Genomic DNA, 22359 nt, shown 5'->3' with positions numbered 1-22359 from the left:
TCGAGTCGGTTGCGTTCGCTCGCCGAATCGGCAGTGAGTATTTTTACCTCCGAACGTACAACGAGATATGACTCTCTCGTCTCGCATCAAGAGCAGCTTCGTCGCGGGGTTGATCCTGGTCGCGCCGCTGGCCGTCACGCTGTACATTCTCAGATTTCTCGTCAACTGGTCGCTGCAGTTCGTCACGCCGGTCGTGCGCGCCGCCGGATTGGCGCAGTACACCCGAAACGTCGAGGTCGTCGCTCAGTTGTTGGCCGTCGTCATGATCGTCGCGGCCGTCGTCGTGCTCGGCTTTCTCGCCCAGCAGAGCGTCGGACGGCACCTGTTCGGTAACATCGGGCGGCTCGTCAACGTCGTGCCGCTGGTCAGCACGATCTACGGCAGCGTCCGGCAGGTCGCCGACTCGCTGGTCGAGCGCAAGACCGGCTACGAGAGCGTTGTCCTGGTCGAGTACCCCCGTGAGGGCGTCTACATGATCGGCCTCGTCACGGGCGAGAGTCCGCGGCCGGTCGAGGAAGTGGCCGGCCAGGACGTGTACAACGTCTTCCTGCCGAACAGCCCGAACCCGACCGCCGGCCGACTCGTGTTGCTGCCCGAAGACCAGGTCCACGAGATCGATATGAGCGTCCGCCGCGGGATGCGACTCGTCGTCACGACCGGGATGGGCGACGAACGCGAACCACAGGCGGTGTCGCCGCAGATGCTCGAGCACGTCGAGAACTGACTTACTCGCGGGTGCCCGCCCGCGGCAGTTCCGCGCTCAGGTACTCGACGAATTTGGCGGGGTGTTCGGCGTGGGGCAGTTGGGTCGCGTAGTCGATGACGACCAGATCGAGATCCGCTGCCTCCGCGAGGTCACGACCCTCCCGAAGCGGCACGAGATCGGCGTCGCGACCCCAGACGAGCGTCGTCGGCGTTTCCAGACTTGCCAGTTCCGTCGCGAGATCGAACTCGGGGTCGAGCGTGCCCGCGGCGAAGGAGGCGGGTGCGTAGCGCGATCCGGGCTGATGGGCGCTGTCCCAGGCGTACTGGACCTCGTCGGAATCGATGCGGTCGGCGTCGTAGTAACCGTCGCGGTCGTAGAAGTATCGGATCGCGGGCTTGCTCGCGAGCAGGTTGTACAGCGTGGTCCCGACGATCGGCGTCCGCAGGAGGGTCCGGACCCACGGTCGCGCGTCGGCGGTCTCCTCGGTCGGACAGATCAACACCAGCCGTTCGATATCGGTCTCGTCGGCGGCGTCGACGGCGAACGCGCCGGTCATTGAGGAGGCGACGACGATCGGCTCGTCGGTGATTTCGCCCACGAAATCCCGAATGAACTCGGCGTACAGCGAGGCCGAGTAGACCAGCGGCGGCCGCTCGGAGCGGGCAAAGCCGGGGAGGTCGACCGCATGAACGTGGTAGTTCTCTGCCAGTTGTTCGACGATCGGCGCGAACTCGTTGCTGCTCGCGCCCGCGTAAACCCCGTGGAGCAAGAGCATGTCGGGATCGTTCGGATCGCCGGCGACGGTGTAGCTCGTCTCGATCCCTCGCCAGCGGTAGGTCCGTTCGATGCCGGGGAGCGGGTTCTCGAGGTCGCCGGCACGTCGTTTCAGAAGACGGTTTCCGAGGACGGCCCCGCCGACGGTTCCGAGCGCTGCACCGAGGACTGTTCGGGCTTTCATGCGGAGTCATAGGACGGCAACGGCCTTAGACCTCGGGTTCGGGTTCAAAACGTGCTGCGACCGGCGAGGCGGTGGTCACTCCCGTCGGCGGCTCGCGTCCGCGCCGGTCTCGAGGTCCGCGAGACAGGCTTCGACGGGCTCGAGAACGTCGCTCGCGATCGAGTAGGGATCGGTCTCGCCCCGGCGGACGGCCTCGGCGAGGTCGTCGATCCCGCCGGCGGCGGCGAGTTCGTCCTCGAGCACGGCGTGGAGGTCTTCGCGCAGCAGGGTGCGGATCTCCTCGGCGTAGCGCGTGCGCACCTGCTCGGCGTGTTCGCCCGAGTCGACGAGGTAGTCCCGGTGGGCCGCGAGTTCGTCGATGAACTCGTCGACGCCGGTGCCGTGGATGGCGACGGTCTCGACGATCGGCGTCGACCAGCCCTCATCGGCCCCGCCGTCGTCGGCTGGTTCGCCGTCCCAGTCGTCGTGGGCGTCGATGACCTCCTGGCTGTGGTGGCCGCCGCCACCGGCGAGGCCGCTCTCGTCGCCGAGCTGGATCATGTCACGCAGCTCCTGGACGGTCCGGTCAGCGCCGTCGCGGTCGGCCTTGTTGACGACGAAGATGTCGGCGATCTCGAGGATGCCAGCTTTCAGCGTCTGGATGTCGTCGCCCGAGCCCGGCGGGACGAGGACGGCGACGCTGTCGGCGGTCCGGACGATGTCGATCTCGTTTTGCCCGGCGCCGACGGTCTCGATGATGATTTTGTCCTTGCCGAAGGCGTCCATGGCCTTGACCGCGTCCGCAGTCGCCGTCGAGAGCCCGCCGAGGGTGCCGCGGGCGCTCATCGAGCGGACGAAGACGTCCATGTCGCCGACGGTGGAAGCCATCCGGATCCGATCGCCCAGCACGGCCCCGCCGGTAAACGGCGAAGAGGGGTCGATCGCGATGATGCCGACAGTTTCGCCTCGGTCGCGGTAGGCCTCGGCGAGTTTGTCGACCAACGTGGACTTGCCCGCGCCCGGCGAGCCGGTGATGCCGATCACGTCGGCGTTGCCCGTGTGCGCGTAGAGTTCCGAGACCAGCTCGCGGTAGCCAGGCGATCGGTTCTCGATCTTCGAGATGACACGGGCGAGCGCGCGGTGTTGCCCCGCCAGCAGCTCCTCGAGCAGCGATTCGTCGGCGGCGTCCATGCTCATCGCTGGGGCGCGTTCTCGCGGACGAACTCGATGGTCTCCTCGACCGAGGTGCCGGGACCGAAGATGGCCGCGACACCCTCGTCTTTGAGCCCCTCGCGGTCCTCGTCGGGGATGACGCCCCCGGCGAGAACGAGCGTGTCGTCTTTCGCGCCGTACTCCTCGAGTCCGTCCATGATCTTCGGGACGAGCGTGTCGTGGGCACCGGAGAGGATGGAGATGCCGAGGACGTCGACGTCCTCCTGAACGGCGGCCTGGACGATTTCGTCCGGCGACTTGTGAAGCCCGGAGTAGATGACTTCGAAGCCGGCGTCACGGAACGCACGCGCGATGACGTGGGCTCCCCTGTCGTGACCGTCGAGGCCGACTTTGGCGACGAGACATCGGATCGATTCCGCTTCCTGTTCGCTGCTCATACTCACCCTTTCCCGAGCCGACTGTTTGACTTTAACGGAAGACCGTGGCAATCCCTGCTGAACGAGGGAATTTTGGCCCAGTCACCGAGTCGGCGGACGACGGCGGACCGTCGGCGATCGAAAACGTATCACCGAACAGTCAATTCTCACCGAAACCGTTCCGAACCAAAGGCTAAAGAACGAAACGACCGAACATTCCGGTAATGACTATCGTTCGTCTGCTGCGGAGGGATCTATCGTGGGCGTTGAAATAAAAGAGACCAGGGTGTCCGACGCCGAGTTCGAGGCGATGAAAGGCTTCGTCTTCGAGTACCTCTCGGCCAGCGTCGAGAAAGAAGAGGAAGGCGGCCGTATGCGCTGGTACCCCTGGCACTCCGCCGAGTACCGGCACAACCACATCCTCAACGTCGTCGACCTCTCGACGGAGATCGCCGAGAAAGAGGGCGCAGACGTCGACGTCACCCGTGTCGCCGCCCTCTTTCACGACGTCGCCAAACTCGAGACCGACCAAGAACTCCACGCCGAAGCCGGCGCGCGCGTCGCCCGCGAGTACCTCGAGTCCCGCGGCGAGTACCCCGAATCGTTCGTCCAACAGGTGTGTCGCGCCGTCGAACACCACTCGTATCAGGGTGATCTAACCGATCTCACCCTCGAGACGCAGTGTCTCATCGAGGCCGACCTCCTCGATAAGATCGGTGCCAACGGCACGGCGCTCATGTTGCTCCGGATGGGCTACGAGGCCCGCACGCACATGGACGCCGACGAGATGGTCGAGCGCGTTTTGGAGCGCGGTTACGACGCCGCTGCGCGCGTGCAAAGCGATACCGCCGAGAGCATCGCCCACCAGCGTCTGAAACGCGTCAAGTGGTTCAGTGAGTGGCTCGAGGACGAGATCGCCGCGCTGGGAGAGTAGTCGGCCGTTCGTCTCGCAGCCGTTGCGCGCGGCCATGACAACACGCCGAGAGAGGCCTCGACGGATCTCTCGATTGGCCACCGAGGAACGGTGCTCGAACCGTCGCCGTGAAACGGCCAGTGCGTTCATAGCAGTGTGGTCTCGAGACGGTGGTAATGGTACGCGCTCGTCGGACGAGAGTTCTCGCGGTCGCGCTGTGTTGTCTGATTCTTTTCGCACCGATCGCGACGGCGACCCAGCAGTCCGGTTCGCAGGCACAGAACGAAAGCAACACGAGTACCGCAAACGACGCGGCCGGACAGCGCGTCTCGACGTGTTTCACTGGGTCGGGGACGGAGTTCACGATCGGCGCCGAAGACGGCACGAATATCTGGATCCGAATGCACGCCGCGATGCTGACCGGCTCCGGCTGGTCGATCGGGGCCGAGCTCGTCGGCTCGACCAACGGGAATTCGATCATCGAGGTCGTTGCCGGAATCCAGTACGTCGGCGATGGCTTCCTCGATTTCCTCTCGGATCCCGTCGGATCGTTCGACCTCGTCCAGGGGTTCGGCTTCCAGCTACCGATGCTCGAGAACGTCGGGACGGGTATCGGCGAAACCGGCACCGACCGGTCCGGCGGTGAGACGGGCAATCAGTCCGCTGAGGGCAGTGAGAGTGCCGACGGCGACGAGAGCCAGAACGCGCAGTCGAGATCGGACGACAGTCCGTTCGAACTGCTCCGGTGTTGAGGCCAGTCGAGCGCTCCGCTTTTCAGACGATCCGGAGCGCCCCCATTGCCAGAAAGAGCAAGCCGAACCCGGCGAGGACGACCGCGCTCAGGAGGGCGACCGCGGGCGCGAAGGCGTCGACGCGACGCCCGGCCGCGGCCAGCGCCGCGGGATAGACCACGATCCAGCACGCGATGCCGGCGAAGAAGCCGACCAGTAGCGCGGGCGACCCGGTCTGGACGACGACCGCTCCCGAGAGCGCCTCGCCGACGGCCGGCGCATGTGAGAGCACGTCGAGCGTTCCCGGCTCGAGGAGGCCGACGCCGACGGTCAGCCAGAACCCGATCTGGTAGGGATTGGTCAGCGAGAGGACGAGCGTCTTCCGAAAGCCGGTGGTCGCGTCGCGGCCGCCGTCGGTAAACGACGTCGCGGTCTTAGCTTCCCGGAACGCGCCGACCGCGAAGTAGCACATGAGACAGCCGCCGGCCAGATAGAGCGCCGGTCGAACGGCGGGCGCACGGTCGATCACGGCGACGACGCCCGCCAGCGTGAGGGCGAAGAAGATTGCGTCCGCGAGCATGGCACCAAGACCGGCCCGGAAGCCGGCCGGCCAGCCGCGGACGACGCTCTCCTCGGCGATGATTGCGTTCATCGGTCCCGGCGGGGCCGCGAGAGCGAGTCCGAAGAGGACACCCGCCAGTATCGTCACGGTGAGTGCGGTCACGGGTCTCGGTCTCGAGTGAGCGAGCGGCGGCGAAAAGGGTAGCGACTTTGGCGCGATCGAGCGACGGCAGCCGGTCGATCGGCCGGACGACGCCATTTGCTCGGGCCAAACTCGTTCGACCAGTGGTTTCTTGCCGCGGCAATTCGACGGGTTCGGTAGCATGGACTCCGGCGCGGACCTCGAGGAGAACGCCCTCGCGGCGTGGCGGGCGCTCGGTCGCGGCCTCCTCGAGACGGCTGACCTCGAGTCGAGCGACGACGCCCTCGCGGCGCTCGAGGAGCGATCGACCGTCCTCCTCCTCCGATTGTTAGTCGTCCATATCGCCGAATCTCGCGGCCTCTCGTATCGATCGGGCGGCGACGCGGGCGCGGCGACGGAAAAAATCGACTCCCTCGCGGAGCTCCGAACCGAGATTCGCACGGAAGTCAACGCGGCCGACGGCGGATTCGCTGACGCGTACGACGAGCGCTCGACGACGCTGTGGCGGCGCCTCGAGGCGCTGTTCCGGCTGCTCGACGAGGGGTCGGAGCCCCGCGGCGTCCCGCCGTACGACGGGAAGCTGTTCGATGTGGCAAGCGGCGATCGGTCGGCCGCCGAGGCCATCGGAGACCGATATCTCGCCGAAGCGATCGGCCGGCTCTCGACGACCGAGACCGACGACGGTCGGGCCGCACCGCTCGATTTCGCGGCAGTCGAGACCCGAGACCTGGGGAGCGTCTACGAGACGCTGCTCGAGCACCGGTTTCGGATCGAATCGGGGGGCACACTCGCCGTCGTCGCCGATGACGAGCGAAAGACGACGGGGACCTACTACACGCCCGAGGAGGTAGTCGACGCCGTTGTCTCCGAGACGGTCGGGCCGCTGCTCGACGAGATCGAGGCCGATCTGGAGGCCGAGGGGCTCGAGCCGGGGAGCGACGCGTACCTGACAGCCTTCCACCGAGAGGTGACGGCGCTCCGGATTCTGGATCCGGCGATGGGGAGCGGGCGCTTCCTCGAGCGAGCGCTCGCGTTCATCGTCGGGCGGGTGACGGCCGCGGCGGCCGAAACCGGAGACGAGACGGTCCTCGATGAACCGCGGGTACGCCGCGATATCGCCGCGTCGTGTCTGTACGGCGTCGACCGGGACGAATTGGCTGTCGAACTCGCGACGGCGTCGCTGTGGCTCGAGACGCTGGCGGGGGACCGGCCGCCGATGGGCCTCGACGGGCATCTGAAGGCGGGCAACGCGCTGGTCGGCTCCGACGGGACGACCCGCCCGGACGAGCGCGCGGCGGGGAGCGACGCGACGCCGGCCGCGCGCCGGCTCGAGCTGGCGAACGTCCGGACGGCGCGCCGGTTCGGCCTGGAGCTCCCGGACGACGCTCTCGAGCGACTCGAGGGCGCGATCGGTGACGACGACGCGTGGGCCGAAATCCGTATTACCGACTGGTTTCGAGCCGCACAGACGATGAGCGTCGAGCGGGGGTTCTTCCACTGGGACCTCGAGTTCCCCGACGTCTTTCACGACGATCGGGGGCGACGGCGACCGGACGCGGGGTTCGACGCCGTGCTCGGCAACCCACCGTGGGTTGCGACCGCGGGCCGGGCCGACATCAGCGCGACGATGGATCGGTCGTTGCGGGCGTATCTCGAGGAGCGCTACACCGCGACGCGCCAGCAGTTCGACCTCTACGTCGCATTCTGCGAGCGGTTCGTCCGCCTGGCCGCCGACGGGCGTATCGGTATCGTCGTCCCCGACGCGATACTCGCGCGCGACCAGAACGTCCACCTCCGCCGCTATCTGCTCGAGCACACGGCTATCGCGACCCTGCTCCACCTCGGGACCGCGTTCGAGGGTGTCGAGAACGGCGCAGCGATCGTCGTCACCGGGGGCGACGAGGGGCCGACGAACTGCGCCGCCCTCGCGGACGCGACGGCCGTCGGGTCGGTCGAGTACGCCGAAATCCCCCAATCCGTCTTTCGGGATCAGGACGCCTGTCGGTTCCTCCTACACCTCGACGGGTCCGCGCGATCAATCCTCGCGAAGCTGGACGAGTTCCCGAGACTCGGCGAGCGCGTCGCCGTCTCTCGGGGCGAGGAGATCGGTAAACGCGCCGATTTCCTCGCCGAGACGAACGATTGCGGGGGCTTGCGACCGATCGTCCCCGGTTCGGCGGTCGTGGCCTACGGGTTCGACGACGCGGAGACGCGATACGTCTCGCCCGACGAGATCGAGAAAGCCCCCGAGATCTATCGGAGTCCGAAGCTCGTCTTCCGCCAGACGGCGTCGACGCCGATCGGCGCGCTCGATACGCGGGGTCGGGTCACGATCAAGTCGGCGTACAACGTCCGTGCGAACGACTCGGACGCCGATCTCCGCCGGCTTCTGGGCGTCCTCAACTCGTCGCTGCTCGAGTACTACCACGAGGTGAAACACGCGGCCTATCGCACCGTCTTCCCCCAGATCAATCAGGCGACGTTCGAATCGTATCCGATCGCCGTGCCGGAGACCGCGACGTTCGACGACCTCGTCGCCGAGCGGATCGAGTTGACCCGCGAGCGACGCGGGCTGACCACCGACCTCCGCGCGCAGCTCGGCCAGTATCGAGACGGCGCGTCCCTCGCCGAGAGCGGATCGTGCGAGACGGTAGCCCCGCCAAACTCGCCGCTCCGATCGACCGGTGACGAATTGGCGGGCCTCCGGCTCGGCCGTGCGGCCGTCGGTCGGGTCGGCCCCGATACCGTCCGCATCGACGCGACCGCTCGGTACAAACCGACCGACGGCGACCGCAAGACCGATCGATGGGGGTACGTCGAGACCGAGCCCGCGACGGCTCTCCGGCTCTCGGGACTCACGGAGACCGAGGCGAACCTGATCGAAGCCGTCGTCCCCGTCGCGGTCGAGGAAGGCGACGGCTTCGCGAACGTCCGCGAGACCGCGACGAAGACCATCTCGCCGCTCGACCGGCTTCGCGCCCTCAGGCTTCCCGTCGTCGACGACGTTCGCGCGGGGCTCGAGCGCTACCGCGAAGCGACGACCCGCGCCGAAGAACTCGAGCACCGAATCGACGCGATCGACCGGCGGATAGACGACCTCGTCTACGATCGCTACGGGCTGACCGCGGCGGAGATCGAGGCGGTCGAATCGACCCTCGAGGAATAATAGCTGTCCGTCGGCCGTCCCACGACCAGCCGGCGTGCCGATCCGTCGGTGCCCGTTCGCCTACGGCTCCTCGAGTGCGCCCGGTGCGATCGGACACCCACAGGGTGAGGCGATCCGCTCGGCGGGGCCGGTAGCGGTGACCAGCGACACCGGCCGGCCGCAGGTCGGACACGCGGGGAGTGCGGACGACACCTCGTCGTCCATCTCAGTGTTCTTTCGCATCGGAGCCTCCGTTCGTCGCGTGTAGCGAGCCGCGATTGGTTCCCGTCGTCGCTGGTCGGTACCGACGCGGACACCGCACAGTGGCGCTCCCTGCCGACTGCGGATACGTGGTCATGATCCGATCGAAGTGGCCGGGGTCCACACCGACTGACACCAGTCGAGTACTGGTTCCCGTCTCTGGAATCGGCGTCCGGTCTGATTACACTGGTGAGAATACTTATACCCATGTATTTTGATTCGGAACTATACTCTCGAAGTCCTCGAGCATCGTCGTGTCGACCGGATCGAAGGGGAACCCAAAGTGCGATGGAGAGAGCAGACACGTTCCGAGAGGAATCGGCAGAGCGTCCGAGATGCCACTCAGGCGTCGCGGACGACGTGTCAGACGCGTTAGGAGGTGCGACTATCCGTTTCGCGAACGAACTGTCCGGTATGACCGACACTCGAGGAAAGGCCAGAATGGAGACGACGGTCGGCCGTGGGCGCTGGCCACGTGACAGATCGATGTCGACGACCGAGCAGAGATATCGATGAACCGTCGCGAACTGCTCGCGTCGACGGGCGGGATGGTAGCGTTGGGCGGCTGTCTGGACAGTGATTCCGAGACCCAAGATCCGGGGACCGAGAGCCCGCCGTCGCCACCGTTCGAGATCGTCACGATCGACGCCCGCGGCAGCACGGCCGGGACCGTCCGCGTCCCCCAGCCCGAGCGGGTGCTCCTCTGTAACTTCACTCGGACGCAGTGTCCGACCAGTCGGGCGCACCTCTCGACGCTCGCCGAGGCGAAACGCAGACTCGAGGAGGCGGGGTACGCTATCGATGGCGACGAGGCCGACGCCCGATTCCTCTCGATCGTCGACGATACCAGCGGTCCGTACCCGTCCGACGACGAGTTGCGGATCTGGTTCGACGAGAACGGTGGGAACTGGCCGCTCGGTCACGATCGGGACGGCACCTGCTACGAGTTCTACGAGATTACCGGCTATCCGACGACGATGACCGTCGACCGAACCGGCGAGGTCCGCTGGCGCAACCAGTCCGGTACGTCTCCGGCCACGATCGTCACCGCCGTCGAACGCGCGCTCGCGGAGGGGACGGCCGGGGGTGGCGAAAACACGAGCGAGACGGTCGAGAATCTCACGTTCTGACGACACCCGCTGTCGGTCACCGCTTCGGGTACGACTGGGTACCGCCGCTCGAGCGCCGCGCGACCAGCGTCGCGACCGCGACGGCGCCCTCGTCGTCGGTACCGTCTGCGTCGTCGAGCGGACGGCGCCGCTCCTCGTAAGAGAGGACTGTCAGGTCCAGGCATGCGTGGAGTAGCTCGTTCGACCGATATCGGTAGCGGTCGCTCGACGGTCCCGCGACCGGATCGCTCGAGCGGAGGTGGTGTTCGTACATCAGGACGCCGTCCGGCGCGAGCGCCGCCTTGAGATCGGGCAGATACTCGAGGGCGGCGAAGTACCGGACGGTGACGAGGTCGTATCGCCGACGACCGGGATCGAAGTCGGCCAGATCGGCGCGGACCCAGTTCACGTCGACGCCCTGCCGGTCGGCTCGCTCCCGCGCCGTCTCGATCGCTTCGTCGGAGATATCCACGGCGTCGACATCGTAACCGCGCTCGGCGAGGAAGATCGCGTTGTCCCCCGTCCCGGTCGCAACATCGAGGGCGCGCCCGTCTGGGAGCGTGTCGACGCGCCGCTCGAGTTCTGGAATCGTCTCCACGGCACCATCGGCGCCGCTCCGGTCGCTGTACCGCTCGTTCCACCGCTCGCGGTCGTCGCTCACGTGCGGGCGGACGGTCGGCGGCCCCTTATTCGTACCCCGCCAACCCAACGGTCGGCACGGCCGATTCGACCTCGAGTTCCCCCGGCGTTCGACTCGCGAACCAGTGAACCATTTGTATCTAGCGCCCCTACTGTCCCGTATGGTTGGTCGTCAGCACGGACGGCGGAGACTCGAGGCCGGTCAGTCGGTCCGAGCGAGTCCCGACGGGGTGGGGCGGCGATGAGGCGCCGCGACCTGCTCGCCGGAGTCGGAAGCGTCGGCGTCTTTGGCGGCGCGGCCGGTATGGTCCTCGGCGGCGTCCCCTCGTTCGGCGACGACCCTGCGGCCGCGACCGGCGGCGAGGAATCGGAGTGGCCCTTGACAGTCGAGACGATCGACGCCCGCGGCAGCGAGGCCGGGACGCTCACCGTCCCGAACGACGGTGTGACGGTTGCCATGTTCTTCGTCACCGGCTGTGGCCAGTGTCAAGCGCACATGCCACACCTCGCCGAGGCGCGCTCGCGGCTCGTCGACAACTACGGCGATTCGGTGACTTTCCTCTCGTTGACCTTCCAGTCGTTTGGCACGATGCCACAAGAGGAACTCCGCTCGTGGTGGCGAGCTCACAGCGGCAACTGGTACGTCGGCTACGACGACAACTCCGATCTCGCGGCCCACTACAACGTCATCGGCTACCCAGTCACGATCGTCGTCGACAGCACCGGCGAGAAGCGGTGGGAAAAACTCGGCGTCGGCTCCGTCGACACTATGATCAAGACCGTCGAGGCCGTCCTCGAGTCCGATTCGGCGGGCGGGTCCGCAACCGACGGCGATACGAACGAGACGAGCGCCGACGCGAACGAGACGATGGTCTGATACCCGCGCGTTCCTCGCCGTCTCGTCCGTCGTTTAGGCCGGTTCCTCGAGCGTTTCCGCAACCGTCAAGAGCTCCTCGAACGCGGGCGGCTTGTCAGTGAGCCGGACCGTCGACGCGGTCGAATCGTACTCGACGAACGATGTCTGTTCGACCATCGGAAGATGCGTGTGCTTGAGACTGAGTTCGATCCGGTTACGGCGATCGGCCGAGATTTCGCCGTCGGTCTGTTCCATTCGGGCGACCGCGGCTGCGAGTTCGGCGACGCTGAGCGGGTCGTCACGGTCCTCGAGGCAGTACAGCGCGTAGCGGCGTCGTTGCTCGGCTAACAACTCCAGCACGCGACCGACGGATACCATACCGGCAACGTGGGAGCGAACGGCGGTAAATGGTGGGGTCAGTAGTGCGAGTCGGACAAAAGTGTCGGATCGGCAAACTGAGACCGTGACCTACCGACCCACTTTGCCGGAATTCGGGGCTCCTAAAGCGTCGCTCATCGGATTCGGTATAGCTGACAGTAGGATGAACGGAGCCACAACTAATATGATGGTTCTAACGAACCTCACCAGTAATGACCTACTCTCGTCGATCGGTACTCGCCGCGGGAGCGACCGGCTCGCTCGCGCTGACAGCCGGGTGCCTCGATTTCGTCCTCGGAAACGGACCGCTGGAATTCAACGCCGACCGAGTCGCTCCTACCGACGGGGCGCTCGAGGAGACCGGCTATCAGGAGAAGGAGGTCCGCGAGGAGAGTCTCGATCGGACGGTCGAACTCCCCGGCGGCGTCGAACGCGACGTCAGCGCCTCGATCTGGGCGTCGGTCTACACCAAGCAAGTCGAATACGCGGGCCAAAAGCGCGAGGGGGCGGCTTTCGCCGCCGTCTCGGTCCCCGGAATGGAAATCGCCGGTCGGTCGGTCAACCCGATCGACGACATGTCGAACAAGGAGTTACTCGAGCGGTTCATGAGTCAGGTCGAGACCGAGCAGGGCGCGATCGAAGACATCACCCACGAGGGCTCGTTCCAACTCGAGATCCTCGGTGACAGCCGGACGGTCGATACGTTCATCGGCGAGTCCGAACTCGAGGGACAGACGATCGAGATCGAGCTCAAGCTCACGTCGTTCGACCACGAGGGCGATCTGCCCGTTCTGATCGGCTTGTACCCGAAGATGCTCACTGAGGAGGCGGCGAACGCCGAGGTGCTGATGGAGTCCGTCGAGCATCCGGTCGAGGGCTGAGGTCGCGAGTTCGGTCGCAGTATCGCCGTTTTCGGATCAGGAGTCACGACGCGACGAGCGACTGGAGTCGACGGCGAAGGTGCCGTGGCTCGGTTGGTGACGGGGCAAAAGAACGGGAACGAACGGCCGAGTCGTCAGTAGAACTCGCGGACGAGGTCCATCGCGTCGTCGGGCGCGCCGTCCGGAATCTCGGACATGTCCTCGGTGACGCCGTGTTGCTCGTGGTAGGGCACGGAGTCTTCGTTCTGGTACATGACGCCCTGGTACTCCTTCTCGCTGTCCAGGATGACCTTCTTGGCGGCCTCGTAGTCGTTTGGATCGTGGTCTTCCTCCTGCAGGTCGACCAGGTTGTCGCGGAAGTAGTCGTAGGTGTCGACGTCGTTGAACGTGACACAGGGGCTGAAGACGTTGACGAAGCCGAAGCCGTCGTGTTCGATCGCTTCCTGGATAATCTCCTGATGGCGCAGCGCGTCCGAGGAGAACGACTGGGCGATGAACGAGGCACCGGAGGCCAGCGCCAGCGCGAGCGGGTTGACCGGCGGCTGCTTGGGCCCTTCGGGGGTCGTCGAGGTCTCGAAGTCCGATCGCGAGGTCGGCGAGGCCTGGCCCTTCGTCAGCCCGTAGATGCGGTTGTCCATGACGACGTAGGACATGTCGACGTTCCGGCGGACGGCGTGGACGAAGTGGCCGGCACCGATCGAGTAGCCGTCGCCGTCACCGCCGGCGACCATGACCTCGAGGTCGGGGCGGGCCATCTTGACGCCGGTGCCGACCGGGAGTGCACGGCCGTGGACCCCGTGGAGGGCGTAGCTGTGCATGTAGGTCCCGATCTTACCGGAACAGCCGATGCCGGCGACGACGAACGTGTTGTCGGGGTCGTTGCCGGTCTCTGCAAGGGCTTTCATCATGCCGTTCATGGTCCCGAAGTCGCCGCAGCCGGGACACCACGTGGGTTGCTTGTCGGATTTGAAGTCGGTGAATCGTACGTCGGAGCTCATTATGCTGGTACCTCCTCGGAGAGTCGCTCGGTGATCTGTGCTGCGAGTTCGTCGGCCTTGAATCGTACGCCGGTGTACTTGTTGATGCGCTTGACACGAGTCAGCACGTCGTGTTCGATTACGTCGGCGAACTGGCCGGTCGCGTTACACTCGACGACGATCGTGTCGTCGGCGGCCTCGATCTCCTCGGTCAGATCCGGCCGCGGGAAGATGTACGGCACCGAGATGACGCGGACGTCGATCCCGTCTTCCTCGAGGTACTCGAGGGCTTCGACGAGCGCGCCCTCGTTCGATCCCCACGAGATGACGAGGTTATCGGCGTCTTCGTCACCGAACTCGCGGTAGTCCCAGTCCTCGTCGTTCTGTGCGGTCTCGACCTTGCGGTATCGCTTGTCGACCTGCTGAACGCGTTCGTCTTCCTCCTCAGTACGCCGACCGAGTTCGTCGTGCTCGAGGCCGGTAGACATGTGGGCGCCGTCGGTCGTGCCGGGGATCGCGCGCGGGCTGACGCCGTCCTCGGTGACGGCGTGGGCGCGGAACCGACCCTGCGAATCGAGCCACTCGTCGACTTCGTCCTCGTCGACGAGTTTGCCGCGGTCGATCTCGACAGCGTCCATGTCGAACGTCTCGGGTTCGAACGTCTGTTCGGTGACCGACATCGCCAGATCGGAGACGAGGAAGACCGGCGTCTGGTACTTCTCCGCCAGATTGAACGCCTCGATGGTCTTCCAGAAGCACTCGTCGATCGACGTCGGGGTGATCATGAACCGCGGCACCTCGCCGTGGCCGCCGTACAACGCCATGTTGAGGTCGCCCTGTTCCTGTTTCGTCGGCATCCCCGTCGAGGGGCCCGACCGCTGCACGTCGGTGATGACCAGCGGCGTCTCGCTGGTCGCGACCAGCCCGAACGTCTCGGTCATCAGGTCGATTCCGGCGCCAGACGTGGCGGTCATAGACCGCGCACCGGACCGGGCGGCCCCGAGTGCCATGTTGATTGCCGACAACTCGTCTTCGGCCTGGACGACGTGGCCGCCGTAGTCCTCGATTCGGCCGGTCAGGTACTCCATGATCGACGTCGCGGGCGTGATGGGGTAGCCGGCGTAGAACCGACAGCCGGCGGCGATTGCACCCATACCGATCGCCTCGTTGCCGTTGAGCAGGACGTAATCGTTGTCGGTCACGTCGACGTTGTAGCCGAGATGCTCGAGGTCGTAGTGCTCCTCGACGTACTCTTGTCCGAGACGGGCCGCCTCCTTGTTGTTCTCGACGATCTTCGAGCCCTTGCCGCCGAAGCGCTTCTCGAGGGCTTCGTCCAAGTACTCGACATCGAAGCCGGTGATCTTACAGGCGGCACCGAGCGCCACGACGTTGCGCATGATCGCGCCGCCGGCGTCCTCGGCCAGCGATTTCAGGGGGACGTCGACCGCCGTCATCTCGTCGGGAATCTCGGCCTCCCAGGAGCGCTCGCCGTCGTAGATGATGGCGCTGCCCTCGTGGAGTTCGTCGAGATTCTCGTCGATGGTCCGCTGGGTCAGCGCGACCAGAATGTCGAGGCGGTCGACGACGCTCTGGACTCGGTCGACCGACGTTCGGATCTTGTAGGCTGTGTAGCCGCCGCGGATCCGCGACGCGAAGTCTTTCGACGTGAATACGTGCCGTCCGGCTCGGGAAAGTGCCTGAGCGAAGATTTTGCCCGTGGAGTCGATACCGTCGCCGGCCTCGCCTCCGATCGCCCAGTTGAGATCCTCAGCCATGTTATGCTGAGCCTTGCCCCCCATAAATGAAAAGGCTTCTGAAACCCCAACCGGACAACCGCAACAGTGGGTGATATGTTCGGTAGGGGAGGACAGTTCCAATTAATCGTTAAGAATAATACGGCGATCGGTTAACGAGGTGAAGAAACCAGAAACGTTGTGTGAGTGGTCACGTGTTGTCCGAACTCGTTCAGGACGGCTATCGGTAACTGAAGTCGGCGGCCCGTCGCGGCGGAACGGAACGCCTTTTCAACCCGCGTCCGAACCGGTTCGACATGGATGGGACGTCAGTCACCGTCGCATCGGTCACCGAAGTCGGTCCCGACACCGTCGCGCTCGAGCTCGAGACGCCCGCGGGGTTCGACGCCCTGCCGGGACAGTTCGTCTTGCTGCGCGCCGCGCCCGACGACGAGGAGCTCGCCCGCCACTACACGCTCTCCTCACCGTCGGTCGGTGAGACGTTCGAACTCACGGTCGGGATCGATCCCGACGGCGACCTCTCGCCGTGGCTCGCCGACCTCGAGGCCGGCGAGACCGTCCACGTCGAAGGGCCCTTCGGCCGAATCACCTACGACGGAGAGGGCGATGTCGTCGCGGTCGCCGGCGGCCCCGGCGTCGGCGCGGCGGTCGCCATCGCCGAAGCCGCCCACGAGGCGGGCCACGAAGCGACGGTGATCTACCGGGCCGCCGAGCCCGCACACACCGATCGGCTCGAGGCCCTCGAAGATGCCGGTGCGACGGTCGTCGTCCTCGAGGCGGGCGCGGACGACGAGCTGGCCGAGGCGGTCACGACCCACCGGGAAGCGGGGCAGCTGTACGCGTTCGGTTTCGACGACTTCGTCACGGCCGTCGCCGAGGCGATCGAGGCCGACGGCGGCGATCAGGACGACGCGCTGATCGAGAACTTCGGCTGATACACGGATATTCCAGTCGTTGCTAGCGCAGTTCTGCCAGTTGGGTTCCGTTTCGAAACTGATGCTCCGATTCGGTAGGTAGCCACGGATACTGTGCAGAGAACCAAACGAGAGTGCCGGTAAACAACGCGTCTTGCTATCGTGGACACAAGGAATTCCACACTCTCCCCAACCGATTCGCTCGCGCGGTATCGAGCAGACGGTTCGCCGACGATGAACCGTCGCACAGCACGCGCCACCGCATAGGCGAAAAGTCCGAGCGATGCGTCGCTCTCCGATCTCTCTCCGACAGTCACTCGAAACGATGGGTTAGCGCGGCTGACAAAGGTGTTTATGTCACATCGTCGTTGCATCCGGTATGCGACGGCGCACCTTACTCGGCGGTTCGGCCGGCGCGCTCTGTGGTCTGGCGGGTTGCGTCGGATCGGCGTTCGAAGGCCCGCGAGCGCGCCAAGACGACTCCTCGAGAGCCGACGATGCCGGCACCGAAGGCGGCGACGAGTCGCGACGGACGCTCGTCGTCGGTGACCTCGATTCGGTCCCGTTTCCGGCCGCCCATCCGCCCCACGAACTCGTCTTCCGAAACGAGAGCGGCGCGGAGCGAACGGTCTCGGTCGAGGTCACGGCCGACGAGGACGACGAACTACTCGCGCGGGCGTTCACCGTTCCCGCGGACGACGCGCTCGAGGTCGTCCTCGCCGAGCCGCGTTCGTATACGGTCACCGTGACGATCGACCGTCCCGGCGGCGAATCGAGCGCGGCTACCGCGATCGATCGCGAGCCGTTCGACTGTACGCGCTCGTCGACGACCGTGACGCTGGGCGAGCACGGAACCGGAACGAAGTCGGTCTCGGAATCGATCGCCTGCCCCGAACTCCGGATCGCAGGGGACTCGATCGAGACCGTAGCGCAAAGCTGTGCGAACGAACGCGACGGCGACAGTGCGACCGTCGACTTCGCGGCCGAGTCGGTGGTCGTGGCGGGGCAGCTCACGACGCCGACGCCGTGTTACGAGCCATCGATCGCCGAGGTAAGCTACGACGAACGCCGGGACGCGCTCGCGCTCGTCGTCGCCAGCGGCGAGCAGTCGGCCGCCGGCTGCGTCGACTGTCTCGGCGTCGTCGACTACGACGCTCGGCTCGAACTCGAGGGGCGCTATCCCGGTCACGTCGTCCTCTTTCACGAGTCACGCGGCGAGCGTCGGCGGATCGGGACGGCCGAGTACTCGCCGGCCGAGTCGGAAACGGAACGAGCGAACGGGTGAGCCGTCGGCCGGCCTCTCAGTGTTCGACCAGTTCGACCAGAATGCCACCAGTGTCTTTCGGATGCAAGAAGGCGACGGAGTGGCCCCACGCGCCCGGCCGCGGCTCCTCGTCGATCAGCGTCACGTCGTGGTCGCGGACCGTCTCGAGTGCGCCCTCGATGTCGTCGGTCGCGAGCGCGAGGTGGTGGATGCCCGCGCCACCGTCCTCGAGGTAGCGGGCGATCGTCCCGTCGTCGTCGAGGGGCTCGAGCAGTTCGAAGTAGCCGTCGCCGCAGTCGAGGAAGACGACGCGCATGCCGTCGAACTCCTCCTCGTGGGCGACCTCAAGGCCGAAGAGGTCGCCGTACAGTTCCGCGAGCGCCTGTGCGTCGTCGATCGCGATACCGGCGTGATCGAAGTGCATCGGGCTGTACTCCACGGACCGGCGGCGTTACTGTTGTGATTTTTCGTCGCGTTTTCGCCGCGACCGCGCTCCGCCACGGCGTGCTACAGGCCCAGACGGTCGGCCAGTCGGTCCGAGAGTCCGCCGTCGAGTTCGAACACCGCGCGCATCTCCTCGTCGGTGAGCTCGAAGTCGAAGATGTCGGCGTTCGCCTCGATGTGCTTCCGGCTCGAGGCCTTCGGGATCGGCGCGACATAGGGGTGCTGGAGGAGCCACCGCAGCGTCACCTGCGCGGCCGACTTGCCGTACCCCTCGCCGATCGTTTCGAGGCGGTCGTCGCCGACGACGCTCCCCTCTGCGAGCGGGCTGTACGCCGTCAGGAGGACATCGTGCTCGAGGCAGTACGCGACGAGGTCGTCGGGCTGATGATAGGGATGATACTTCACCTGGTTCGTGACGATCGGCGTCTCGGAGTGGTTCATCGCCGCCTCGAGCCCGCCGACGTCGAAGTTGCTGATTCCGACGTGCTCGACCAGTCCGTCGTGCTGGCAGTCGTTCATCGCGGCGATCGTCGCCTCAAGCGGTGCCCGGTCGCTCGGAGCGTGTAACAGGAGGAGGTCGACGGTCTGGAGTTCGAGGCGCTCGAGACTTCGCTGCGTCGACTCGCGCACGTCCGCGGGAGCGGCGTTGCTGGGATGGATCTTCGTGACGACGAAGACCTCCTCGCGGTCGACCTCGCTCTCGGTGATAGCTCGACCGACCGCGACCTCGTTGTCGTACATCTGGGCGGTGTCGACGTGGCGGTAGCCCACCGCCAGCGCGGTCTCGACGGCCCGCCGACAGTCGTCGCCGGTCATGCGCGCGGTACCGAGTCCGAGGGCCGGCACGTCGGCTCCCCGCGCGACGATCGTTCCGGTCGTGGAATCGGTGCTCATAGCCGAGCGTTCGTGACCGGCCGTAATCAAGACCGGCCCGGCGGACGAGGAACGATTGCAGTCCCTCGAGCGGATCGGGCTGCGAACCGGTGCTCGCCGGGAAAACGAAGGCACTCGAGCGGTGCTGGCCGATCAGACCGCGCTGCCGGGCTGGTACTCGCCGAACTCGTCGCGCATGACGTTACAGATCTCGCCGACCGTCGCGTAGGCTTTGACCGCGTCGATGATGTATGGCATCAGGTTCTGGTCGCTCTGGGCGGCGTCGCGCAGCGCCTCGAGAGCGGCGTCGACGGCCTCGGCGTCGCGCTCGTCGCGCGTCTCCTCGAGACTGTCGATCTGGCGCTGCTGGTCCTCCTCGGTGATCTCCTGAACGTCCATCTCGGGGTCCTCGTCGACCTCGAACTCGTTGACGCCGACGATGATGCGCTCTTTCTCCTCGATCTCCTTCTGGCGGTCGAACGCGGTGTCCTGAATCTGGCGCTGGACCCACTGCTGCTCGACGGCCTCTAACATCCCGCCGCGGTCTTCGACTTCGTCTAAGATCTCGTAGGCCTCCTCCTCGACCTGGTCGGTGAGGGATTCGACGTAGTAGCTGCCGGCCAGCGGGTCGATGGTGTCGGCCGCCCCGGACTCGTGGGCGAGGACCTGCTGGGTGCGCAAGGCGGTGCGGACCGATTCCTCGGTCGGCAGGGCCAGCGCCTCGTCCTTGCCGTTCGTGTGCAGTGACTGCGTGCCGCCGAGGACGGCCGCCAGCGCCTGATAGGCGACGCGAACGACGTTGTTTTCGATCTGCTGGGCGGTCAGCATCGAGCCGGCGGTCTGGGTGTGGAATTTGAGCTGTTTCGACTTGGGGTCGTCCGGGTCGAAGCGCTCGTCGATGATGTCGTGCCACATCCGACGGGCCGCGCGGAACTTGGCGACCTCCTCGAAGATGTTGTTGTGGCCGTTGAAGAAGAACGAAAGCTGTGGCGCGAACTCGTCGACGTCGAGGCCAGCGTCGATGGCCGTCTCGACGTACTCGATACCGTTCCCGAGCGTGAACGCGAGTTCCTGTGCGGCCGTCGAGCCGGCCTCGCGGATGTGATAGCCCGAGATCGAGATGGTGTTGAACTTCGGCGTCTCCTCGGCACAGAACTCGAAGATATCGGTGATGATCCGCATCGACGGCTCCGGCGGGTAGATGTACGTGTTGCGGGCGATGTACTCCTTGAGGAGGTCGTTCTGGATCGTCCCGCGTAGCTCCTCGCGGTCGACGCCCTGCTGGTCGCCCACCGCGATGTACATCGCCAGCAGCACCGATGCCGGCGCGTTGATCGTCATCGAGGTCGAGACCTCGTCTAGCGGAATGCCGTCGAAGACGGTCTCCATGTCATCGAGGGAGTCGATCGCGACGCCGGCCTTCCCGATCTCGCCTGCTGCCATCGCAGCGTCGGAGTCGTAGCCCATCTGCGTCGGCAGGTCGAACGCCATCGAGAGCCCCGTCTGGCCCTGATCGAGCAGGTAGTGGTAGCGCTCGTTGGTGTCCTCCGGCGTCGAGAACCCGGCGTACTGGCGCATCGTCCACAGCCGGCCGCGATACCCCGTCGAGTACACCCCGCGCGTGTACGGCGGTTCGCCCGGATTACCCAAATCCTCCTGATAGTCGATGTCGCCCACGTCGTCGGGCGTGTAGAGTCGATCGACCTCCTGGCCGCCCGTATCGGTCGTAAACGTTTCCTTGCGCTCGCCGAAGCGCTCGAGGACTGGTTCGACTTCCTCCTCGTGCCACTCCTCCTTGCTGGCACGAATCTCCTCGAGATCGTCGGGATCGAACATTATAGAAAGCGTGGACGGGGCGGGGCTTGAACCTTGTTGAACGCGGCGACAGTCCGCGCTCGCGGGAGCCACAGTCCGCTAGACGCTGTCGTCGCGGTCGTGACTGGCGGCCATCCGGGAGGCTTCGTCGGCGTAGCGCGCCCGCGTTTCCGGGTCGTCGACGGTCCCGACCTGATCGGGGGAGACGATCAGGCCGGCGCGAGTGGTCCGAGCGGGGCCCGAAAAACTCGTCAGCGCCCGCTCGCGGCGGTGGTATCGCTGACCGTCCTCGGTGGCGTAGACGAGGATGATGAGGTTCAGTTCGTCGTCGGAGTAGGTTCGCTCGACGAGCCAGACGGGGATTCCGTCGTCCTCGTCGCCGCTGGTCTGCGAGTCCGTCGTCGAGTCGGTGCCGTCGGCTGTCGAGTCGGATTTATCTGCGTTCATGACTATCGGTTCGCTCGACACGGTCGCTTATGTCTCGAGCCGTCGACGGTCCGTGTATGGCCACGGAGCCGTCGGTGCCGAGCGAGAGCGGAGAGGCGGGAGACCGCAGGCGGGCCACCCGCTACGTCGCGCCGCTGCTCGCGCTCGGACTGCTGAATCTGTTCTTCCTGTTGCGCTGGGGGCTGGACCCGCTGTGGGCGTTCGCCGTTCTGCCGCCGATGCTGTTTCTCTCCGGCATCGGCTGGACCGCGTTTCGCCACGGCTTCCACGACCGCCCGGCGGGTCCGGGCCGAACCCGGTGACCGAAGGGGTGCCGTCCGCGGCGTCATCGGCCGGTATCGTACTTGTACGTCGCCGATTCGGGATCGATTCCGAAATCCTCTGCGGACTCTTCCGTGTCGGCCTCGTCGCGGCCCTCGGGAGCGCGCTTGAACGCCTTGCGGAACCGCTCCGGCATCCCGAACTCGGCGACGTCGATCGACAACGGTACCGCGTCCGGGTCGGAGCCATCGCGCTTGGCCTCGAGTCGGTCCTGGAGGACATCGGGCAGATCGGCCTCCCCGATCTGCTGGAAGCCGAACCGCGCGAGATACGCGCCCTCGCCGGTCAGCGTGTAGACGGTGTCGAACCCCTCGTCGCCGGCGTACTCCACGAGCCGCTCGACGACGTGGGCCCCGACGCCCTGGCCGCGCCAGCCCTCGAGGACGCCGATGCTGGTCAGTTCGCAGACGTCCGCCGCGCCGCCGGGCTTGTGGACGCGGATACGGCCGAAGCCGGCCTTCTCGCCCGACTCTTCGTCGACTGCGACGACGTAGTCACGCGAGCGGAACGCCGTCTCGTCGAGACCCATCGATTCGATGTGGTCCAGCAACCAGACCTCCTCCCTGTTTTTCGCGTCCCGCACGTACATAGTCGGACGTAGGGCCCGTGCAGCCAAAAGCGTTTGTGCGTTGCCAGTAACTCGATGCAGTGTCCTCGAGTCGCCGCTTTTCCCGAACCGGTGCACGTGGTAGGGGGCCACCG

The 22359-nt window shown here is 66.0% G+C and carries 24 protein-coding genes; 10 read left to right on the top strand and 14 right to left on the bottom strand.

Annotation, left to right across the window (positions count from 1 at the left end):
* Positions 1–67: 67 nt before the first annotated feature.
* Positions 68–724 carry a DUF502 domain-containing protein gene (locus tag NKH51_RS05480; RefSeq protein WP_254764238.1) on the top strand — a complete coding sequence of 219 codons (657 nt, stop codon included), beginning with the start codon at positions 68–70 and terminating at the stop codon, positions 722–724.
* A gap of 1 nt (position 725) precedes the next feature.
* Here NKH51_RS05480 and NKH51_RS05475 read toward each other — a convergent pair whose 3' ends face one another.
* From NKH51_RS05475 to NKH51_RS05465, 3 genes are all read right to left on the bottom strand, one after another.
* Positions 726–1664, bottom strand: a complete 939-nt coding sequence (locus tag NKH51_RS05475) for an alpha/beta fold hydrolase (protein ID WP_254764237.1) — start codon at positions 1662–1664, stop codon at positions 726–728.
* 75 nt (positions 1665–1739) lie between these two features.
* A complete protein-coding gene (gene meaB, locus NKH51_RS05470; RefSeq protein ID WP_254764236.1) occupies positions 1740–2840 on the bottom strand; it encodes a methylmalonyl Co-A mutase-associated GTPase MeaB in 1101 nt (366 codons plus the stop codon).
* Positions 2837–3253, bottom strand: a complete 417-nt coding sequence (locus tag NKH51_RS05465; protein ID WP_254764235.1) for a cobalamin B12-binding domain-containing protein — start codon at positions 3251–3253, stop codon at positions 2837–2839. The genes meaB and NKH51_RS05465 overlap by 4 nt, the downstream gene beginning before the upstream one ends.
* 238 nt (positions 3254–3491) lie before the next feature.
* Here NKH51_RS05465 and NKH51_RS05460 point away from each other — a divergent pair, with 238 nt between their 5' ends.
* The gene (locus NKH51_RS05460) at positions 3492–4166 is read left to right on the top strand and encodes an HD domain-containing protein (protein WP_254764234.1); all 675 of its coding nucleotides are present in this window, start codon (positions 3492–3494) and stop codon (positions 4164–4166) included.
* A 155-nt stretch (positions 4167–4321) separates the two neighbouring features.
* Entirely contained in the window at positions 4322–4897 is a 576-nt protein-coding gene (locus NKH51_RS05455; protein WP_254764233.1) for a DUF7332 family protein, read from the top strand.
* A 22-nt stretch (positions 4898–4919) separates the two neighbouring features.
* Here NKH51_RS05455 and NKH51_RS05450 read toward each other — a convergent pair whose 3' ends face one another.
* Positions 4920–5600, bottom strand: a complete 681-nt coding sequence (locus tag NKH51_RS05450; RefSeq protein ID WP_254764232.1) for a LysE family translocator — start codon at positions 5598–5600, stop codon at positions 4920–4922.
* Between the two features lie 160 nt (positions 5601–5760).
* Here NKH51_RS05450 and NKH51_RS05445 point away from each other — a divergent pair, with 160 nt between their 5' ends.
* Positions 5761–8745 carry an Eco57I restriction-modification methylase domain-containing protein gene (locus NKH51_RS05445; RefSeq protein ID WP_254764231.1) on the top strand — a complete coding sequence of 995 codons (2985 nt, stop codon included), beginning with the start codon at positions 5761–5763 and terminating at the stop codon, positions 8743–8745.
* Positions 8746–8805: 60 nt separating this feature from the next.
* On the opposite strand, the gene NKH51_RS05440 is transcribed toward NKH51_RS05445, so the two are convergent.
* Complete coding sequence (locus NKH51_RS05440) at positions 8806–8967, bottom strand: hypothetical protein (protein ID WP_254764230.1); 162 nt, start codon at positions 8965–8967, stop codon at positions 8806–8808.
* 530 nt (positions 8968–9497) lie between these two features.
* Here NKH51_RS05440 and NKH51_RS05435 point away from each other — a divergent pair.
* Positions 9498–10115 carry a TlpA family protein disulfide reductase gene (locus NKH51_RS05435; RefSeq protein WP_254764229.1) on the top strand — a complete coding sequence of 206 codons (618 nt, stop codon included), beginning with the start codon at positions 9498–9500 and terminating at the stop codon, positions 10113–10115.
* Between the two features lie 16 nt (positions 10116–10131).
* On the opposite strand, the gene NKH51_RS05430 is transcribed toward NKH51_RS05435, so the two are convergent.
* Positions 10132–10755, bottom strand: coding sequence for a class I SAM-dependent methyltransferase (locus NKH51_RS05430; RefSeq protein ID WP_254764228.1), 624 nt, complete (start codon positions 10753–10755; stop codon positions 10132–10134).
* Between the two features lie 219 nt (positions 10756–10974).
* On the opposite strand from NKH51_RS05430, the gene NKH51_RS05425 reads away from it, so the two are divergent.
* The gene (locus tag NKH51_RS05425) at positions 10975–11610 is read left to right on the top strand and encodes a TlpA family protein disulfide reductase (RefSeq protein ID WP_254764227.1); all 636 of its coding nucleotides are present in this window, start codon (positions 10975–10977) and stop codon (positions 11608–11610) included.
* A gap of 33 nt (positions 11611–11643) precedes the next feature.
* On the opposite strand, the gene NKH51_RS05420 is transcribed toward NKH51_RS05425, so the two are convergent.
* The gene (locus NKH51_RS05420; protein ID WP_254764226.1) at positions 11644–11967 is read right to left on the bottom strand and encodes a DUF7344 domain-containing protein; all 324 of its coding nucleotides are present in this window, start codon (positions 11965–11967) and stop codon (positions 11644–11646) included.
* Between the two features lie 212 nt (positions 11968–12179).
* Here NKH51_RS05420 and NKH51_RS05415 point away from each other — a divergent pair, with 212 nt between their 5' ends.
* A complete protein-coding gene (locus NKH51_RS05415) occupies positions 12180–12848 on the top strand; it encodes a DUF6517 family protein (RefSeq protein ID WP_254764225.1) in 669 nt (222 codons plus the stop codon).
* Positions 12849–12982: 134 nt separating this feature from the next.
* On the opposite strand, the gene NKH51_RS05410 is transcribed toward NKH51_RS05415, so the two are convergent.
* Both NKH51_RS05410 and NKH51_RS05405 read right to left on the bottom strand, forming a co-directional pair.
* Positions 12983–13846, bottom strand: a complete 864-nt coding sequence (locus NKH51_RS05410; protein ID WP_254764224.1) for a 2-oxoacid:ferredoxin oxidoreductase subunit beta — start codon at positions 13844–13846, stop codon at positions 12983–12985.
* Positions 13846–15600: a 2-oxoacid:acceptor oxidoreductase subunit alpha gene (locus NKH51_RS05405; protein WP_254764223.1), complete on the bottom strand. Its 1755-nt coding sequence runs from the start codon at positions 15598–15600 to the stop codon at positions 13846–13848. The genes NKH51_RS05410 and NKH51_RS05405 overlap by 1 nt, the downstream gene beginning before the upstream one ends.
* 275 nt (positions 15601–15875) lie before the next feature.
* Between NKH51_RS05405 and NKH51_RS05400 the strand changes: the two genes are divergently transcribed.
* Both NKH51_RS05400 and NKH51_RS05395 read left to right on the top strand, forming a co-directional pair.
* Positions 15876–16514, top strand: coding sequence for an FAD-dependent oxidoreductase (locus NKH51_RS05400; RefSeq protein WP_254764222.1), 639 nt, complete (start codon positions 15876–15878; stop codon positions 16512–16514).
* 358 nt (positions 16515–16872) lie between these two features.
* Positions 16873–17778 (top strand): hypothetical protein, encoded by a 906-nt coding sequence (locus NKH51_RS05395; protein ID WP_254764221.1) that lies wholly within the window; start codon positions 16873–16875, stop codon positions 17776–17778.
* A 16-nt stretch (positions 17779–17794) separates the two neighbouring features.
* On the opposite strand, the gene mce is transcribed toward NKH51_RS05395, so the two are convergent.
* From mce to NKH51_RS05375, 4 genes are all read right to left on the bottom strand, one after another.
* Positions 17795–18181 carry a methylmalonyl-CoA epimerase gene (gene mce / locus NKH51_RS05390; protein ID WP_254764220.1) on the bottom strand — a complete coding sequence of 129 codons (387 nt, stop codon included), beginning with the start codon at positions 18179–18181 and terminating at the stop codon, positions 17795–17797.
* 83 nt (positions 18182–18264) lie between these two features.
* Complete coding sequence (locus NKH51_RS05385; protein ID WP_254764219.1) at positions 18265–19095, bottom strand: aldo/keto reductase; 831 nt, start codon at positions 19093–19095, stop codon at positions 18265–18267.
* A gap of 132 nt (positions 19096–19227) precedes the next feature.
* Entirely contained in the window at positions 19228–20910 is a 1683-nt protein-coding gene (locus tag NKH51_RS05380) for an acyl-CoA mutase large subunit family protein (RefSeq protein ID WP_254764218.1), read from the bottom strand.
* A gap of 78 nt (positions 20911–20988) precedes the next feature.
* Positions 20989–21336 (bottom strand): DUF7967 family protein, encoded by a 348-nt coding sequence (locus tag NKH51_RS05375; RefSeq protein WP_254764217.1) that lies wholly within the window; start codon positions 21334–21336, stop codon positions 20989–20991.
* Between the two features lie 56 nt (positions 21337–21392).
* On the opposite strand from NKH51_RS05375, the gene NKH51_RS05370 reads away from it, so the two are divergent.
* Positions 21393–21638, top strand: a complete 246-nt coding sequence (locus NKH51_RS05370) for a DUF8142 family protein (RefSeq protein ID WP_254764216.1) — start codon at positions 21393–21395, stop codon at positions 21636–21638.
* A 23-nt stretch (positions 21639–21661) separates the two neighbouring features.
* Here the strand turns inward: NKH51_RS05370 and NKH51_RS05365 are convergent, their stop codons facing one another.
* Complete coding sequence (locus tag NKH51_RS05365) at positions 21662–22246, bottom strand: GNAT family N-acetyltransferase (RefSeq protein WP_254764215.1); 585 nt, start codon at positions 22244–22246, stop codon at positions 21662–21664.
* Positions 22247–22359 lie beyond the last annotated feature (113 nt).

Source organism: Natrinema marinum, assembly GCF_024296685.1.
GTDB lineage: Archaea > Halobacteriota > Halobacteria > Halobacteriales > Natrialbaceae > Natrinema > Natrinema marinum.
Note: the sequence above shows the minus strand (reverse complement) of the source record. Positions and strands in the feature narration are given on the sequence as shown.